Source organism: Paenibacillus sp. RC334, from assembly GCF_030034735.1.
Lineage (GTDB): Bacteria > Bacillota > Bacilli > Paenibacillales > Paenibacillaceae > Paenibacillus > Paenibacillus terrae_A.
The window spans coordinates 218,557-235,675 of sequence record NZ_CP125370.1 but is presented as its reverse complement, the minus strand read 5'-3'; the positions used below and the strand labels follow the sequence as shown (position 1 = coordinate 235,675).

Below are 17,119 nucleotides of genomic sequence, written 5' to 3'. Positions count from 1 at the left end.
CAAGGAGAGGGCGAACATTCATGCGTTTTCGGAATAGAAGCATCCACAACAAGTTTAAAAAGCCACCTGTCCAGCACACCGAGAGTAAGCCTGCACATTCAGAGGCGCAGCTCAGTCCAAATATCGGGTCAAATCTTCAGCGGATCAGACAAGCACTCGGTAACAGCACCGACATCATCATAAGAGAGGTTCGTATCGGCAAGGATGGTGAACAAATCATTGCGATCCTCTATACCGACGGTTTGGCGGATAAAAATATAGTCTCTGACTTCATTATGGAGTCGATGATGCTGGATAGCAGCTTGTCCAGCGACGTGGAGCGTAGCATCCAAACCTCCTCCCATGTATTGCAGATTTTAAAAGATTACGCCCTGACCATCGGGGACATCCGGGATGTTACCGACTTTGAAACCTTATATAACGCTCTGTTATCCGGAGATGCAATCATTTTGGTTGACGGTGAGACGCAGGGAATCGTGGCCAGCGCACGAGGATGGAAGGATCGCGGGGTCACCGAGCCCGCCTCGGAAAATGTCGTCCGTGGGCCGCGAGAAGGATTTTCGGAAACACTGCGCACGAATACAGCCTTGATCCGACGTAAGATTAAAGATCCGAACCTGTGGCTGGAAACAAAACAAATTGGGCCGCGTGACCCAAACCGATGTCGCAGTCATGTATATCAAGGGAATCGTGGACCATAAATTGGTCGAAGAAGTACATGAACGGCTGAATCGCATTGATGTAGACGGCATTCTTGAAAGCGGATATATCGAGGAGTTAATTCAGGACGAAACATTTACCCCTTTTCCGACAGTATACAACTCCGAACGCCCGGACGTCATCGCCGCCGAGCTGCTGGAAGGCAAGATCGCGATCCTGATAGATGGAACCCCGTTTGTGCTTGTCGTACCTGCGCTGTTTGTTTCCTTTCTACATGCGGCGGAGGATTATTATCAGCGTGCGGACATCAGCAGTTTCATCCGGGTTCTTCGTTACACCGGGGTCTTCATTTCCCTGCTTGGTCCGTCCTTATATGTTAGCATCACTACGTTTCATCAGGAAATGCTGCCAACCTCACTGCTGATCGGTCTGGCGGCACAGCGGGAGTCCGTTCCTTTTCCCGCCTTTATCGAAGCGCTCATGATGGAATTGACTTTTGAAATATTACGGGAAGCCGGCGTCCGCATGCCAAAGTATATCGGGGCAGCCGTCTCTATCGTAGGCACGCTCGTCATCGGACAAGCGGCTGTCCAGGCCGGGATCATATCAGCGGCGATGGTTATTGTCGTATCCATTACTGCGATTTCCAGCTTCGTCCTGCCTGCCTATAATATGTCCATCGCTTTTCGTATGCTGCGCTTCCCCTTGATGGGGCTTGCCGCTTCATTTGGACTATTCGGGATTATCGTCGGCGGCATTGCCCTCATCCTGCATATGTGCAGCCTTCGTTCGTTTGGCATTCCCTATATGGCTCCTTTTGCCCCTTTAATACCGTCGGACACCAAGGATACCATCTTTCGGCTTCCTCACTGGATGATGATTACACGTCCCCGGCTGATAAATCAGAAAAATGTGAATCGCCGAAACAGCACCCCGCCTCGGAAACCACGGGAATAAAGCGAAGAAGACAGGAACAGACGGAAAGGAGTAGACAAGCATGAAACAGAAGACGGCATTTCTGTTCCTGATGCTTACACTCGTCTTGCTTCTGACGGGCTGTTGGAACCGCAGGGAGCTGAATGAGCTTGCTATCGCCGTCGGGATGGGGATCGATAAACATGGAGATCAATTCCGTGTCTCCGTCCAGGTTGTGGACCCCGGAGAAGCAGCATCCAAAAAAGGATCAGGCAGTAGGGCTCCAGCCACGTTGTACACCACGGAAGCGGATACTGTGTTTGAAGCCATCCGGAAAATTACGACGCTCAGTCCCCGAAAAATGTATTTTTCTCACCTGCGCATATGCGTAATCGGTGAGTCGATAGCAACGGAAGGGATGGCGAAAGCTCTCGATTTACTCTCCAGGGATCATCAGTTTCGCACCGACTTTTATATTGTGGTGTCAAAGGGCACCAGTGCGGAGGACACATTGAAAATTATGACACCCCTGGACCCGATTCCGGCGAATGATCTTTTCTCCGCCCTGGAAACATCAGAGAAAAACTGGTCGCCCAGTATGACGGTAACCCTGGATGAATTGATTGCAGCTCTCACCAGCGAAGGAATGCAGCCTGTCTTGACAGGACTTCGGATCGTTGGCAATACCGAAATGGGAGAATCGAACAGCAATGTCCAACAGATCGACCCACCTGTCCGTTTACAGTACTCGGGACTTGCAGTGTTCAAAAAAGACAAATTAATCGGATGGTTAGACGAAACGGAAAGCAGGGGCTACAACTTCATTCTCGGCAAAGTGCAAAGCTCTGTCGGCTTTGTGGCCTGCCCCGAAGGCGGAAAAGTCGTCACGGAGATCATTCGGACCCAAACTGCCATAAAAGGAAACGTGCATAGGGGGGAGCCCCGGATCAATATTAAAATGCATGTTGAGGCCAATGTGGGAGAAGTCGAATGTCAGGGCCTGGATTTAACTAAAGTGAGCACGATTTATGAGCTGGAGAAGAAAGAGGAAGAAAAGGTCGAAGGGATTATGAAATCAGCCGTCAGAAAAGCTCAAAAATCGTACAAAGCTGACATTTTCGGATTCGGCGAAGCCATTCACCGTGCTGATCCGAAGACCTGGAGTGCACTGAAAAAAAATTGGGATCGTGAGCATTTCGCAGAATTGCCTGTAGATATCAAGGTCGATTTCAAAATTCGACGCTTGGGCACGATTGGCAGCTCATTCCTGAATGATATGAAGGAGTAACCTACCAAAGAAGGTGTTAAAAGATGCTGCCTAAAATAATGAACGTGCTGGGCATACTGCTGGTCGCTGTTGCAATCAGCATGTTTGAGGTCCCGTACATGCGGAAAAAGGGTTTAAAAAAGAACTTTGGCTGTTTTACATCCTGCTATTTCTTGGGGTCGGGATCAGCAGTGCCAAGGTATTAAGTGGGTTTATTCCTACTCCTCTGGATTGGATCGCAGCCGTGTATAGACCATTCAGCGATTTCCTGACCCATATCGGTCTAATAAAATAAGACGAGGTGAAATTAGTGCCCGGGCAGATCAAAATCTCAGCACGTCAACTTATGATCTTGACGACTTTATATACGGTCGGGAGCGCAATCCTCATCATCCCGTCAGGCATGGCGGAGGTAGCCAAGCAGGATGCGTGGATGGCCGCGCTTGTCGGGGTCGTGGCCGGGCTTCTCGTCTTGTATTTGTACATCAAGCTTGCGTCGCTGTATCCGCAGAAGACCCTGATTGGAATTATGGAAGCCCTGCTCGGAAAGTGGCTAGGCAAAGCTGTCGGTCTTCTGTTTTTCGCCACATTTTTCATCAATGCTCCTATTCCCGTTTTATTCTACCTGGGGAATTTTATGACCACTCAAATGATCCCGGAAACACCGATTCAAGCGGTAAACATTCTTTTTGCGCTTATTATATTGTTGGCTGTCCGGCTGGGACTGGAAGTGATAGCTCGTTCTGCCGAATTGATGTTTCCGTTATTTATTCTGCTTTATATTTCTTTTACGGGTTTGATAGTGTCCAATATTAAATTGGAAAATGTTCAACCTGTACTGGAGGCTGGAGTCGGGCCTATTGGGTCTGCTGCCCTGTCCTTTGTCAGCACAGCGTTCCTGCCTCACATCATTCTGCTCATGATCTTCCCGGCTTCTGTCAATCGTTTCGACCAAGCCCGTAAAGCTATTTTCACAGGAAGCCTGATTGGCGGATTAATGTTGGTCGTGGTCGTTTCATTGGCTATTTTGGTACTAGGTCCTGATCTAACCGCAAGAAATATATATCCAAGCTATGCGTTAGCCAAAAAAATTAGCATCGGCAATTTTCTACAACGTATCGAAGCGATCATGGCTACGATGTGGTTTATTTCGCTCTTTTTCAGGATCACGTTGTATATGCACTCCATTGTGACAGCCATAGCCCAAATCTTTCGCTTGAAAAATGACCGCCAGCTAGTGCTTCCTCTCGGCATTCTTTTAGTCGCCTTGTCGACCATCGTATATCCCAATGTGCCTTATCAACAAGCTTATGATACCAAGACGTGGATTCCCTATGCACTATCGTTCGGGGTGTTTTTACCCTTACTGCTGCTCAGTATACATGCCCTGAAAAGGCTGGGGACAAACAAGAATAACAAGCCGGATGATAAACGTGAAAATAGAGGTGAGGATGGTGCATAAGCAAGTCAAAATCTCCACACGTCAATTGTTGATCTTAACGATATTATTTACAATCGGCACTGCAATTCTCGTCATCCCTTCTGTTATGGCCGCTACAGCTAAACAGGATGCATGGATCGCTGCACTCGTCGGAGTGGGCGCCGGGCTGCTGTTGATATGGCTGTACAACACGATCACCATCCTGTATCCGCAGATGACCCTGATCGAAATCATGGAGACCCTTTTGGGCAAGTGGTTGGGGAAATCCATTGCTCTACTGTTTATGGTTATGTTTTTTCTGGGGGGTCCTGCTGCGGTGTTGTATGATTTGGGGAATTTTTTGACTACTCAAATGATGCCGGAAACGCCGATGCAAGCGGTCAACATCCTCTTTGCGCTCATTGTATTGATGGGCGTGCGCCTGGGACTGGAAACGGTAGCCCGTTCTGCTGAACTATTGTTTCCCTTGTTCATTTTGCTGTATACAGCTTTTGTCGTTTTAATCGTATCCAATATCAAGCTGGAGAACATCCAACCGATGCTGGAGAAGGGAGTTGGACCCATTTGGTCTGCCGCCTTGTCCTTTATTAGTATTGCGTTTCTGACCCATATTGTTTTTCTCATGATTTTTCCGTTTGTAGATCAGCCTGATCAAGCGCGCAGGGCTTTTTTAACAGGAGGCCTGATTGGCGGGTTGGTTCTGGTTGTACTCATTGTATTGGCCGTTTTGGTTTTTGGCCCTGATTTAACAGCAAGAAATATATATCCGAGCTATTCATTAGCCAAAAAAATAAACATTGGAAATTTTCTTCAGCGTATTGAAGCGATCATGGCTGCCATGTGGTTTATTTCGCTCTTTTTCAGGCTGGCTCTGTATATGCAATCGATTATGATAGCCATTAGCCAAATCTTTAATCTAAAAGATGATCGTCCGCTGATCTTCCCTATCGGAATGATCCTGATCGTCATGTCGGTGATCATATACCCAAATGTCCCATACCAGCAATCCTGGGATGCAAAAATATGGACACCTTTTTCCTTATCTATGGGCCTTTTTCTGCCTCTGCTGCTGCTCTGTATGCATGGGATACGAAAAATCTGGTCAAAGAAAAAAACAGGGACCGAAGGATAGATCACATCCATCGTACGAGCCATCCTACAAGCATCGGTGAAATTTTTTTGCTGTTACCTGTTTACAATGCGAACTTTTAGTTTATTTTAAACGAGTATTAAGCTGGCGCTAAGATTGGGCGTGTATGATGTATTTAAGAATCTGGTAACTACATAAAAGCCAGATGGGCTAAAAGCATGAATATTACTCCCGTTGGATATCCATATACCGCTCCACCTTGTCAGAATTTCAAAGAAATCAAAAGGAGACTTTACTCTTATGAATCGAAAACGAATCATGGTTATCTGCACCTTGTTGCTGGCGTTGTCTATTGGGCAGTCCTCTACATGGGGAAGTCGGGCCAATGCTTCTGCACTGGCTCCAGAAAGAGCCCTTCAGCTACAGGATAGTGAGGCTTCCAAGGATGATGAGCTGCTGGAAACACTGGGTGTATCCTCGGATGAGCAATTGTATGATGCGTTGTATAACGGTCAAACCTTGGCAGATATTGCACAATATAATGAACGGGACGCTCAGGCTGTCGTTGATTTGCAGGTGGCTCAGTTGACAGAGCAGCTGGATCAACGGCTGGCCAGCAAGAGCATTACGCCTGAACAGTACCAAGCCCATAAGGCAGAGTTGACGCAGGTCGTTGCCAAGAGTGTGTTTGGACTGTAAGCCTGCAACACAATAGTATGTAAAAAAGGCGCTGAGCCCGTTGGGGATCAGCGCCTTTCTGCTGTCTGTATCTACGCTTACACTTGATGTACTCGAATCAGGTTGGTGGCACCGGCCTCTGCGACAGGAACGCCTGCCGACACGACAACGGTGTCTCCTTTTTGAATATACCCTGCATTCAGGGCGTTGCGGATGGAGGATTCGAACATTTCATCCGTCGTCACTACCTTATCGCCTTTGACCGGGAATACCCCGGATAACAGACAAATTTTAGCGAACACCGTATTGTTCGGGGTAACTGCAATAATTGGAGCCTTCGGACGATATTTGGACACCATACGGGCCGTGAAGCCGCTGGCCGTAGACGTAATGATTGCTTTGGCATCCAGCTCCAGGGACGAACTAACCGCACCTTGACTGATGACCTCGGTAATGTTCGTGCTTTGGCGTGCTCTGCGCTTATCGAACTGCTCCTGATAATCAAATTGCGATTCAGCTCTGGCAGCTACAGCAGCCATTGTCCGTACGGATTCAACAGGGTATTTACCCGCAGCAGATTCGCCCGACAGCATAACCACATCGGCTCCTTGCATAACGGCGTTAAACACGTCACTAACTTCGGCTCTCGTCGGACGCGGGTTGACCTGCATGGACTCCAGCATGTGTGTAGCCACGATTACCGGCTTGCCGACCAGATTACACTTGTCGATCATTTCCTTTTGCATCACAGGTACGTCCTGAATCGGCACTTCCACGCCCAGATCACCACGGGCTACCATAATACCGTCCGAAGCCTTGATAATATCATCGAGGTTTTCCATACCTTCGGCATTTTCAATTTTAGAATAAATTTGTACATGCTCAGCGTTATGTCCCTTCAAAATCTCGCGAATTTCGCGAATATCGTCGCCTTTACGCACAAAAGAAGCCGCAATAAGCTCAATGCGCTGCTCCACCCCGAATTGGATGTGCTTCACATCGCGCTCTGTCACGCCCGGAAGGGTCGTATGAATCCCTGGCAGGTTCACACCTTTTCTTGGCTTCAAAATACCGCCGCTTACAATGGTACAGATCATTTCGGTTCCCTCAATAGAGGTTACAGTCAGATCGACCAAGCCATCATCAATGAGAATACGGTCGCCTGCTTTGATATCCTTCGGCATATCCGGGTAGTTGACCGAAATGCGGTGCTCGTCCCCCAAAATTTCTTCCGTGGTCAAAATAAGCTGGCTACCTGGCTTCAGCAGACAGGACGCTTCTTTCAGCTTGCCAATCCGTATTTCCGGTCCTTTGATATCCATCATGACGGGAATAAAGGTGTTCAGTTCCTTCGCAGCCTGTCGCACATTTTCAATACGTTTAACGTGATCTTCCAGCTCCCCGTGAGCCATGTTCAAGCGGGCTACTGTCATACCAGCCTGGATCATTTCTTTTAACAAATGAATGGAGTCGCAGGCAGGTCCCATAGTACAGATAATTTTCGTTTTAAGCATAGTAATGTCATCCTCCTGAATGTCTTTACTGTTTGGTTTCTATCCACTTTCACTTCAGGATTTTTGCAAAATCCTCAGTTCTCTATCTATTAAACTTCTATGGTTCTATTTTACTTGTACCCGTGCGCCAAGACTATGAACTATAGTATGATGAATGTACTACAGTACAATAATTTTTTAAGACATCGGAGAGTGGGCCTCGTGATTACAATGACGGACATGCGACAGGACCATGGTATAGACTGGTACGAAAAGGCTGGCCCGAATAGCAGCGACGATGACTTACTGTTCATTTTGGTTACCTTTGGAAAATGTGTATATTGGGTGAACGGTTGCAAGTTTATTCTCGGCAAGGGAGAAGCGCTGATTCTGCCCGGACATTTGCCTTACTACGGCAAGAGCATTCCTACACTTTTTCATACCAAGTATGTGATACATTGCCGCAAAACATGTACGAACCACGCACTCCCCCCTACTGAATACAGACCAGCCGTTGCTGATCAAGCTGGGATGCTACGATATGCTGCATGAACGGATCAAGTCGGTGTACTACCAATGGACGGAGCGTCCGAGCTACTATGCAATGATGGCTGACTGCTTGCTGACCGAAGCGATGATTTATATCAATCAGGAGTGGGACAAGGGTGCCGTTTCTTGCGATAAAGAGAAGCATGTAGAGCATATGAAGCAGTATATTCAGAATCATTATCGGGAAAAGGTGACGAAGGAGGAGCTTGGCGACGCGATCCGTAAAACGCCCAACTACGCAGCCACACTGCTGCGCGAGGTAACACGCCAAACGATCAGCGAGCATGTACATACGCAACGTATTAAAACCGCCATCTACATGCTGACCGAGTCCCGACTGACGATTCGTGAAATTTCAGAGTATGTGGGGTATAGTGATGTTTCCTATTTTCATCGGATATTCAAACGGCTGACAGGCTGCTCCCCATCCGAATTTCTGGATGAACGGTCTTCGATCGTTTAGCTTGTCTTGTACAGTGGAAAGAGAAGGCGGAAAAGTTTGCGGAACTCCGTATTTAAATGTATGTTGGATTCAACTGGATAGACAACAAATACCTCATTTTATAAAGTGCGAATGTGAATCTCACATAAAAACCCCGGTTCCTTCACACCTCGAAATTTGTCGAAAAGGACTTAGATGGGTTGTAATGGGTGAATGTCAATGCTTGATTCAAGCCTTTTCGGCATCGTTTATTGCGAAAATGTATGATATTGATACCAATAGGGTATCAATCACTGCATTTTCGCTGTCGCACTACATGTGAGTGCGTGGATTGAAATCATTTACCGATGCCCCAGCGCTTCGCTCACAAGTCGCGCTCTTTATGGAGTGCGCTTTTTCACCCTCTTACTTCCGCTTCCATCACTCGTCCTTTCCATTTCCATATGCATTAATATGCCAAAATTCGCCTTTATACATTAGTAAAAAATATATTGACATATGGTTAATTTTGGAGAAAAATAGAATGAAAGAATATAAAATTATGGAATTTTTATGTGAAGGGTGGTTATGACTTGAAGCATACACCTACGATTCGGGCGGAATTAGACAAATACCTAAAACAAGAGGGTTTGAGCCTAACGCAATTCGGGAATATTGCAGGCATTAACAGAGGAATAGTAAGTGGCATTGTAACTGGTAATAGTCCTATATCTGTTAACCAGCTTGATCTAATCACTGAGGCTATGGATTTACCGGAAGGCTTTTTTTACGAACGATTCATAGATGACTACATCATCGAACACTCTCCCAATATGCGTCGAATTGAGCGGTTGCTATATCGTTGTGCAGAGCTGGACAAGCTGGATGCGATCAGTCGAATCGTTGGACAAATCATGGACAATCTACTCTATTCACCTAAACTATTTGAAATTGCAGAAGCGCTATTGGCACAAGGACGACATGCTGCTGCGCTGGTGCTCTATGAGAATGTAGCAGAAGTGGAGAAGTACCAACATTCTGAACGCTTGGCAGTCTGTCAATATCGTATATTCACGATCCAGATTGGAGACGATCAAAACCGAAATCTCAGGGCAGCAACGATATTTGAAGCTTTTGTTGAGCGCTTGGATGAAATAGATCAGCTTGACGCATTGAAGGACTTGGCTAACGTGTACAGGTCTTTGCGTCAATGGGATAGGCTTGATGAAATAGCTCGAAAAATGAAGGTGAAAGCGGAAATTCAATATTCGATGAAACATCAACAGAAGAAACGAGAGCATAAGGAGTCCGAAAAAAAGCTAAGTCGTCCTATGTTTGTGTACATCACCTATGCTGACCTGTTGTGTGCAAGTGTCTGTGAAGCCCAAGGCGATTTTCAACAAGCTCTAGATTATACATATGCCTACGCTAATTTAGATTGGGTCGAAGAGAAGGACGAGGATACCCGACACTGGATCGGTTTGTTTCAACATTGGGCGGAAGGTAATACTCACGTATATAAGCTTTTGTCTGGAGATATAAGCGTGCTTCAAGATTATGTTGAATATATTGCAGCGACATCAGGCTCTAATGAACAAGAGGAAATCTCCAAATTGTTGAATGTTATAATTGCAGCAAACCGATTTGAATTGGACGTGGATGATATACTTCAACGGTTTGAAACGGAGATTAGTTCTCTTTCTGAACAGCCTCCATCCGATGATATGTATACTCAACAGGTGATACCGGACTATATCGCGTGGTTTGGTTACGAATTAGCTTATTATGATTTACATCGAGGTTCTTACATTGATGGCTTTAAACATTTGATGTATTCAATGATCAGTTATCATAAACTAAATAATGAGACTTATTTTATAAATTGTATGGGCCTATTTCTACACTTTCAGGATTATTCGGTTCCAGAAACTAAAGCAGCATTTTTAAATCTTATTGAAAAGGTGTGGATGAACAATGTTGAAAAAAATGGTACTGCTGATCATCGCGGCTAGCTTTTTGTTTATTGTCACTGTGCCGGATCAAGCACTTAACCACCACCATAGTATTCAGCCTTACGTTACCATTGGAGGTGCTTAAACGGATAGGAACAAAAGAAATCCCCGCTAACCTTAACTGGTCGGCGTGGATTTTTTTGTTTTTATTATACATATTTATATTTAATAGTAAAAAAATATTAAGTTACGAGAAATGATAGTTCTCAATTTATTTGTTCTATTGGTCTTATAGTTAGAATTTTATAGAGTTTTACGACGGGACTTTATTACTGTTTATTCCATTTTTATAAATTCCCCTTACATGCAAAGACTTCATCAGTTGATGCTACATATGGAGCTTCGCCAACAGTAGATGCCATACCTGTAGCCGCCAAATGGAAGAGCGAAGCGATAAAGCCGCCGACCGCCCCACCGATGAGGCCCATGACAAATGGTTTCATATATCTCAGGTTGACCCCGAAAATAGCCGGCTCCGGAATCCCCAGAAAAGCGGACAACGAGGAAGGAAGCGCTAACGCCTTCAGCTTGCTGTTCTTCGTTTTCAGTCCAACCGCCAGACAAGCCGCACCCTGGGCAGCCATAGCGCAAGTAATGATCACGTTGAAGGCGTTTACGCCATTCTTTTCGAGCAGTTGAATTTCCAGAAAATTAAATATATGATGCACACCCGTAACGACGACAATCTGATGCAGGAAGCCGATGACAATCCCTGCAATACCGAAAGGCAAATCCAGTACAAACGTCGTTCCTTGCAGTACCCACTCTTCAAGAGAATGGAAAACCGGACCGATAGCAAACAGCCCCAGTATAATCATGATCAACAGTGTTAAAAATGGCGTAAGAATCAGATCCAGCGCTTCGGGTACCCGTTTGCAAAGCGCCCACTCCAGCTTGGCAACTGTCAGCCCCCATAGCGGACTTTCACCGCCTAGTTACCCGCCATGCATGGCGCACAAAAAAGAACGCTCATTTTTACGAGCGTTCTAGAAAAAATAATTTTTTCACTCTTTTTTTTCGTAAACAAAATTATTCTTGATAATTTGCTTTGTCTGAGCTGTTATCTCCTCTTGATTGTCCCGATTTGCAACCTGATCGCTTGGATACTCATTCGGAACTTCAACAGGGAAAAAATCTCCATATTTTGAGTGTATAATTTCTGCTTGTGAAGATAACACTTTCTCGTTTATCTCCTTCTTTTTCTCAGGTGTGAGCCAGTCAGGATCATTGGTAGTTTGGGTTTGAGGCTTACTGCTGTTCGCAAAGGTCTGACTTTTGATAACAGCCACCGCCCCTCCGACAACGACAATTAGACTTAAAATAATAACTACTGGTCTGAGTCGCTTGTTCACACTCACTTCCTCCCTTCCAAAAATAATCCAATTAACAAAATTTAATAACCCATGAATCCGTTCCCTGAAATAGTGTAGTCATTAAAATTATTTACTAACATTTGGTATTGTCCAGCTTCTGGTACCTTGATTTCAAATTTTGTATTCGTGCCTGTATATCTTCCAGAAACCATGCGAACCTTGCCCAAATAATCTCTACTCACGAGTGTATAACCAACATCAGGTTGAGACCAAGAACTATCATCTCCCCACTGCACCACACTTACAGGTACATACCCTGCATAACCAATTGAAAACTTATCTGACCAAAATCCATCGTTACGACCTAGGTGGCTAAATGACCAAGATGGCACAGCCATAGGGGAAATTTTTTCAATAGATTGAGTTTTATCACTTTTTACAATTACTGACTCCAGTGGAACTGCATTGGCTATAGCTTCATTATACTCCTCGAGCGTCAAGCCGCTCAAGAGCGTATCCGAATTAACAATTGAGGAGTAGGGTGGGAATAGGGACTGGTTAGAAGCGTCTTTAGCCGATGAAGATGAATCTGCATAAGAGCTTGCAGGATTCAGCCCAATGGCCACCAACATAATAACTAGCATTGTTACAAGAAGTTTTTTCACAGATAATTGCCTCCAAATACTAAATTTTAACAACTTCTATATGATAACACACAAAATAACCATCGTATATATATTTTTTGAAATTTTTACATAATTGACATAAAATTTTGTTTTTCGGGATTTGATAAAAATCGCTACAGTTTGTCAAGGAATACCGCATTAAAGGAAGGAAACTATTCTACGACCCAAGTCCATGTCATTGTAAATACTCTGGCAACCCGTTGCGCTTCCGAACTGACTGGCAATCAAAGTCATGATGCGTAACCGGGTACGAAATACTAAATTTCAAAAAAAAACGGCCGCCCCACTTGGATACTTTCTCTAGCAGCCCTTTTTAACAAGGGGCGAGAGCGCTCCAAAGTAGAACGACCGTTACATTTAATTCCTAGGCGTGTGCTTTCTTATTCCTACCACCAGGGTGGTGTTAATTGGAGGAACCTGCTGTTTTGACTTCCTCCAGCATTTTATCATTATAGCCAAAAATCCAGGTCAGGACAAAAGCTACTGCCATAGCAGCCACGTTCGCCAAGATATAAAGCGGAAGCTGGTGGTTCATGTAGAGCAATGTACCCGGAATGACCGTGATGGCCATACCTGTAGCCGCCAAATGGAAGAGCGAAGCGATAAACCCACCGACCGCCCCACCGATCAGCCCCATGACAAAAGGCTTCATATATCTCAGGTTAACACCGAAAATAGCCGGCTCCGTAATCCCCAGAAAAGCGGACAACGAGGAAGGAAGCGCTAACGCCTTCAGCTTGCTGTTCTTCGTTTTCAGCCCAACTGCCAGACAAGCCGCACCTTGGGCAGCCATAGCGCAAGTAATGATCGCGTTGAAGGCATTTACGCCATTCTTTTCGAGCAGTTGAATTTCCAGAAAATTAAATATATGATGCACACCCGTAACTACGATAATCTGATGCAGAAAACCGATGACAATCCCTGCGATACCGAAAGGCAAATCCAGTACAAACGTCGTTCCTTGCAGTACCCACTCTTCGAGAGAATGGAAAACCGGACCGATGGCAAACAGCCCCAGTATAATCATGATCAACAGTGTTAAAAATGGCGTAAGAATCAGATCCAGCGCTTCGGGTACCCGTTTGCGCAGCCCCCGTTCCAGCTTGGCTCCGATCAGACCCACGAAGAACGCTGGCAATACCGAGCCCTGATAACCGACTACAGGGATGAAGCCGAACATAGTCAAGGGATGAGCTGAGCCGTCCGCAACAGCATAGGCGTTGGGCAAGGCCGGGTTCACCAGCATCAAACCGAGAACGATACCGAGCACTGGGCTGCCGCCGAATACTCTAAAGGCTGACCACGCGACCAGCGCAGGTAGAAAAGCAAAAGCCGTATCCGTCAATACTTGGGTAAACAATAGGAAATTCGGTGAAATATCCTGCGGCGTCATGCCAAACAGGGCCAGAATTTGCGGCTGGGTAAGCAAACCGCGCAATCCCATGAACAGCCCCGTAGCAACCAGCACCGGAATGATCGGTACAAATACGTCGCCAAAGGTACGAATGGAGCGTTGGAAGACGTTGCCTTCCTTTTTCGCCTGACTCTTCACTTCTTCTTTAGATGTTCCGGTTAATCCGAGCTTCTCGACTTCTTCGAAAATCCGATTGACCGTACCTGTACCAAAAATAATCTGATACTGTCCCGAGTTAAAAAAAGCTCCTTTGACCTTGTCGATTTCTTCGACCTTTTTCTGATCAATCTTCTCCTTGTCATGCACCATAATCCGCAGGCGTGTCGCGCAGTGAGCAAAGGACTCAATATTATCCTTCCCACCGATTGCTTGGATCACTTCTTTGGCTATTTCCCGGTTCTCCGCCATGATGTTCATCCTCTCGTTCATTCCGTTATGTTATTGATGATTAACGATCCACTTGATGATTTTGAATATTCATGTAAAATCCCATTTTACCGCTTGGAAGAGAGCCTCTCCCTTGTCGGCAAAAAAGCGTATTTCGTCACTCTCTGGGTGCGGAAAAATACGACTGGTGAACACCTCTTCCCCATCATTGACGAAAATTTCCACCGAAGACGTATCCACGAACAGATGAAGCTTGATACGGTTCCCATTCATGGCGCACTGTCTTATCTCACCATACGAAGCAGCGACAGGCTCACCCGATTGCGAACGGTCCAACACAAGCTTGCGGCTAACGGCATCATATCGGATCACCGTTTTCTCGGTCGCACTTGCGCGGAATTCAATACCGCATGCCTTGGCGCTCAAAAGATCATACTCACAAATCAGCTCATAAGCCGTACCCTTGAAGCCCGTATAGGTTTTGCTCTCCGACGTTAATGTGTCGGCTACCCGTTCCTCACGCTTTTTACGCAGCGTAGTCAGCTCAGGAATCGGCCTTTGTATGAGTTTGCCCTCATGAAGCGTAAGCTCCCTCGGCAGCGTCAGGCAATGCGCCCATCCGTTCGGATCTGTCGGACAATCGATATCCGGTAATCCCATCCATGCCACCATGATACGCCGCCCCTGCGGGTCGATCATCGTCTGCGGTGCATAAAAGTCAAAGCCACGGTCCAGCTCGCGGAATGCCCCATGCTCCAATATTCTGGTCCCGGTATCCAGCGGCTTGCCGATCACGTAACCCGACTGATAAATATTGTGATTCTCATCCCCGGAAGGCTCCAGGCCCTGAGGAGAAAATACCAATACACCCGAGCCGTCCAGTTCAAAATAATCGGGGCATTCCCACATGTAGCCAAACGTCTCCAGCCCTGTGTGCAGTTCCCCCTCAAATCGCCACGTATGGAGGTCGGTTGACCGATAAAGGACGGCGCAGCCTGTTAAATTCGCTCTCTGGGCACCGATCACACAGTAAAAGCTGTCTCCGTCCTTCCACAGCTTGGGATCACGAAAATGATCCGTATATCCTTCCGGCACGTTCGGAATAACGGGATGCTCCCATTTTGTAATGAGACCGCTCTCATCCATAACGGCAATACATTGATAAGGATGTCTGATCCAGTCCCCGTCACGTGTATTTCCCGTATATAGCATATACAGCTTGCCCTCATGCTCCATCGCGCTACCTGAATAAGCACCATGTGAATCAAAATAATCTCCCGGTGCGATACCGATGCCTGCGTCGTCCCATGTGACCAAATCTCTGGACTTCAAATGATACCAGTATTTCATTCCATGATCGGTTCCAAACGGGAACCACTGATAGAACAAATGGTATTCACCCTGATAATAAGAAAAGCCATTGGGATCATTGAGCAAGCCTGTCGATGGCTGAATATGAAACTCCTGCCGCCAGTGACATTGCTCCACCTTTTTCTCCAAGCTGGCTATTTCACCGGGCTCTGCCTGCTCAATCAGTCGATACTTTTGTTCTTTTGTCATTTTCATAGGTGTACCTCATTCTTATTAAAACTTCCGTCTCGGGAACCGGTTCCAATTTGATGAAAAAAATAATGTATAGGAACCGGTTCCTGTACGATTAAAAAAATATACTCATCCATGGATTTGCAACCGATTCCACTTGTGCCCGAGGCTATGGAACCGGTTTCGTAGAAATTATAATCCACCTGTTCAGCGTTTGTCAACGCTTTCTCTCTCTATAAGAGAATAATTCATAACAGTCACTTTCTCTACCGGTTTGTGTTCTACCAGCCGTACAATATTTTGCGCCGCTACGCGTCCTGCTTCCATGTAAGGATATTGCACGGTTGTTAGCGCAGGATGAATCACCTCCGTAATATCGTATCCCCCGAAGCCAGTCACCGACAATTCCGACGGAATGGCAATCCCTCTGGAATATGCCGCGTTGATCACGCCAAGCGCAATATTATCCGTAGCACACACCATTAACGACGGCTTAAATCCATCTAAAATCGCAGACGCAGCCACCCGTGCATCGGACATTTTAAAACCGGTTTCATAGTATCTGATATCGTACCCGGCGGATCGCTCCAGTTGCTTCACATCGTCCCTATGAGCTTGATTGGGCAATGCATCCCGAACAGCCTGCTTAAAGCCCTCCTTGCGCCGCACACCGACAGCGACATCCTTTTCCGTAACGCCGACGTAGGCAATTTCACGGTGGCCCTGTGACAGAACATATGCGCCGATATCATATCCCGCCCGGTAGTCATCATGGATAAGGCTGTGAAGCTGCGTGTGCTGCTGCCCCACCAGCAAAACCGGAATCGCAATGTCGCGGATCGCGGTCAGATGCTCGTCAGTAATTTCAGCAGCCAGTAAAATAATGCCGGAAATCTTTTGCCGACCCAACTCGTAAATGGCTTCGATTTCACGTTTCACATCCTGGCTCGTATTCGAGATCAGCATCTGATAATGCTGGGCCCGAAGTTCTTCATCTATACCCATCAGCGTATGGGATGTGGCAAAGGAATCCAGACGCGGCACAACGGTTCCGATAATGTTAGTTCGCTTTGCTTTCAGGCTCTGGGCAAAGGTATTAGGCACATAACCCGTGGCCTTGACCACCTTTTCAATTTTACGTCTCGTATCCACGCTGACAGCCCCGCCGTTCAAAAAACGGGATACCGTGCTCTTGGCCACGCCAGCCATTTGGGCTATATCTGCAATCGTCTTATTCATGAGGTCCCCCGG

13 protein-coding genes and 2 pseudogenes are annotated in these 17,119 nt (G+C 46.3%); 8 read left to right on the top strand and 7 right to left on the bottom strand.

Features of this window, described 5'->3' with window-relative positions; translation table 11 throughout:
• Positions 1-20: 20 nt before the first annotated feature.
• From QMK20_RS01090 to QMK20_RS01065, 5 genes and pseudogenes are all read left to right on the top strand, one after another.
• Positions 21-1,617 (top strand): annotated as a pseudogene (locus QMK20_RS01090) (spore germination protein).
• A 40-nt stretch (positions 1,618-1,657) separates the two neighbouring features.
• Positions 1,658-2,863 carry a Ger(x)C family spore germination protein gene (locus QMK20_RS01085; RefSeq protein WP_283654224.1) on the top strand — a complete coding sequence of 402 codons (1,206 nt, stop codon included), beginning with the start codon at positions 1,658-1,660 and terminating at the stop codon, positions 2,861-2,863.
• A gap of 289 nt (positions 2,864-3,152) precedes the next feature.
• Positions 3,153-4,304 (top strand): GerAB/ArcD/ProY family transporter, encoded by a 1,152-nt coding sequence (locus QMK20_RS01075; protein WP_283654223.1) that lies wholly within the window; start codon positions 3,153-3,155, stop codon positions 4,302-4,304.
• Positions 4,294-5,415: a GerAB/ArcD/ProY family transporter gene (locus QMK20_RS01070; protein ID WP_283654222.1), complete on the top strand. Its 1,122-nt coding sequence runs from the start codon at positions 4,294-4,296 to the stop codon at positions 5,413-5,415. The genes QMK20_RS01075 and QMK20_RS01070 overlap by 11 nt, the downstream gene beginning before the upstream one ends.
• Before the next feature lie 258 nt (positions 5,416-5,673).
• Entirely contained in the window at positions 5,674-6,072 is a 399-nt protein-coding gene (locus QMK20_RS01065) for a hypothetical protein (RefSeq protein ID WP_044646453.1), read from the top strand.
• A gap of 77 nt (positions 6,073-6,149) precedes the next feature.
• Here QMK20_RS01065 and pyk read toward each other — a convergent pair whose 3' ends face one another.
• The gene (gene pyk / locus QMK20_RS01060) at positions 6,150-7,565 is read right to left on the bottom strand and encodes a pyruvate kinase (protein WP_283654221.1); all 1,416 of its coding nucleotides are present in this window, start codon (positions 7,563-7,565) and stop codon (positions 6,150-6,152) included.
• A gap of 201 nt (positions 7,566-7,766) precedes the next feature.
• Between pyk and QMK20_RS01055 the strand changes: the two genes are divergently transcribed.
• The 3 genes from QMK20_RS01055 to QMK20_RS01045 all read left to right on the top strand — a co-directional run bounded on the left by QMK20_RS01055 (position 7,767) and on the right by QMK20_RS01045 (position 10,526).
• Positions 7,767-8,096, top strand: a complete 330-nt coding sequence (locus QMK20_RS01055; protein WP_283654220.1) for an AraC family ligand binding domain-containing protein — start codon at positions 7,767-7,769, stop codon at positions 8,094-8,096.
• Positions 8,086-8,556 carry a helix-turn-helix transcriptional regulator gene (locus QMK20_RS01050; protein ID WP_283654219.1) on the top strand — a complete coding sequence of 157 codons (471 nt, stop codon included), beginning with the start codon at positions 8,086-8,088 and terminating at the stop codon, positions 8,554-8,556. Before QMK20_RS01055 ends, QMK20_RS01050 begins: the two co-directional genes overlap by 11 nt.
• 551 nt (positions 8,557-9,107) lie before the next feature.
• Positions 9,108-10,526 (top strand): helix-turn-helix domain-containing protein, encoded by a 1,419-nt coding sequence (locus tag QMK20_RS01045; RefSeq protein WP_283654218.1) that lies wholly within the window; start codon positions 9,108-9,110, stop codon positions 10,524-10,526.
• 347 nt (positions 10,527-10,873) lie between these two features.
• Here the strand turns inward: QMK20_RS01045 and QMK20_RS01040 are convergent.
• From QMK20_RS01040 to QMK20_RS01015, 6 genes and pseudogenes are all read right to left on the bottom strand, one after another.
• Positions 10,874-11,437 (bottom strand): annotated as a pseudogene (locus QMK20_RS01040) (PTS transporter subunit EIIC); the annotation flags it as partial.
• A 93-nt stretch (positions 11,438-11,530) separates the two neighbouring features.
• Complete coding sequence (locus QMK20_RS01035; RefSeq protein WP_283654217.1) at positions 11,531-11,878, bottom strand: hypothetical protein; 348 nt, start codon at positions 11,876-11,878, stop codon at positions 11,531-11,533.
• A gap of 41 nt (positions 11,879-11,919) precedes the next feature.
• The gene (locus tag QMK20_RS01030) at positions 11,920-12,504 is read right to left on the bottom strand and encodes a hypothetical protein (protein WP_283654216.1); all 585 of its coding nucleotides are present in this window, start codon (positions 12,502-12,504) and stop codon (positions 11,920-11,922) included.
• Between the two features lie 424 nt (positions 12,505-12,928).
• Positions 12,929-14,347: a sucrose-specific PTS transporter subunit IIBC gene (locus tag QMK20_RS01025; protein WP_283654215.1), complete on the bottom strand. Its 1,419-nt coding sequence runs from the start codon at positions 14,345-14,347 to the stop codon at positions 12,929-12,931.
• Positions 14,348-14,416: 69 nt separating this feature from the next.
• Positions 14,417-15,892, bottom strand: coding sequence for a glycoside hydrolase family 32 protein (locus tag QMK20_RS01020; protein ID WP_283654214.1), 1,476 nt, complete (start codon positions 15,890-15,892; stop codon positions 14,417-14,419).
• Between the two features lie 183 nt (positions 15,893-16,075).
• On the bottom strand, positions 16,076-17,107 hold the full coding sequence (locus tag QMK20_RS01015; RefSeq protein ID WP_283654213.1) for a LacI family DNA-binding transcriptional regulator: 1,032 nt from the start codon (positions 17,105-17,107) through the stop codon (positions 16,076-16,078).
• Between the last annotated feature and the right edge of the window lie 12 nt (positions 17,108-17,119).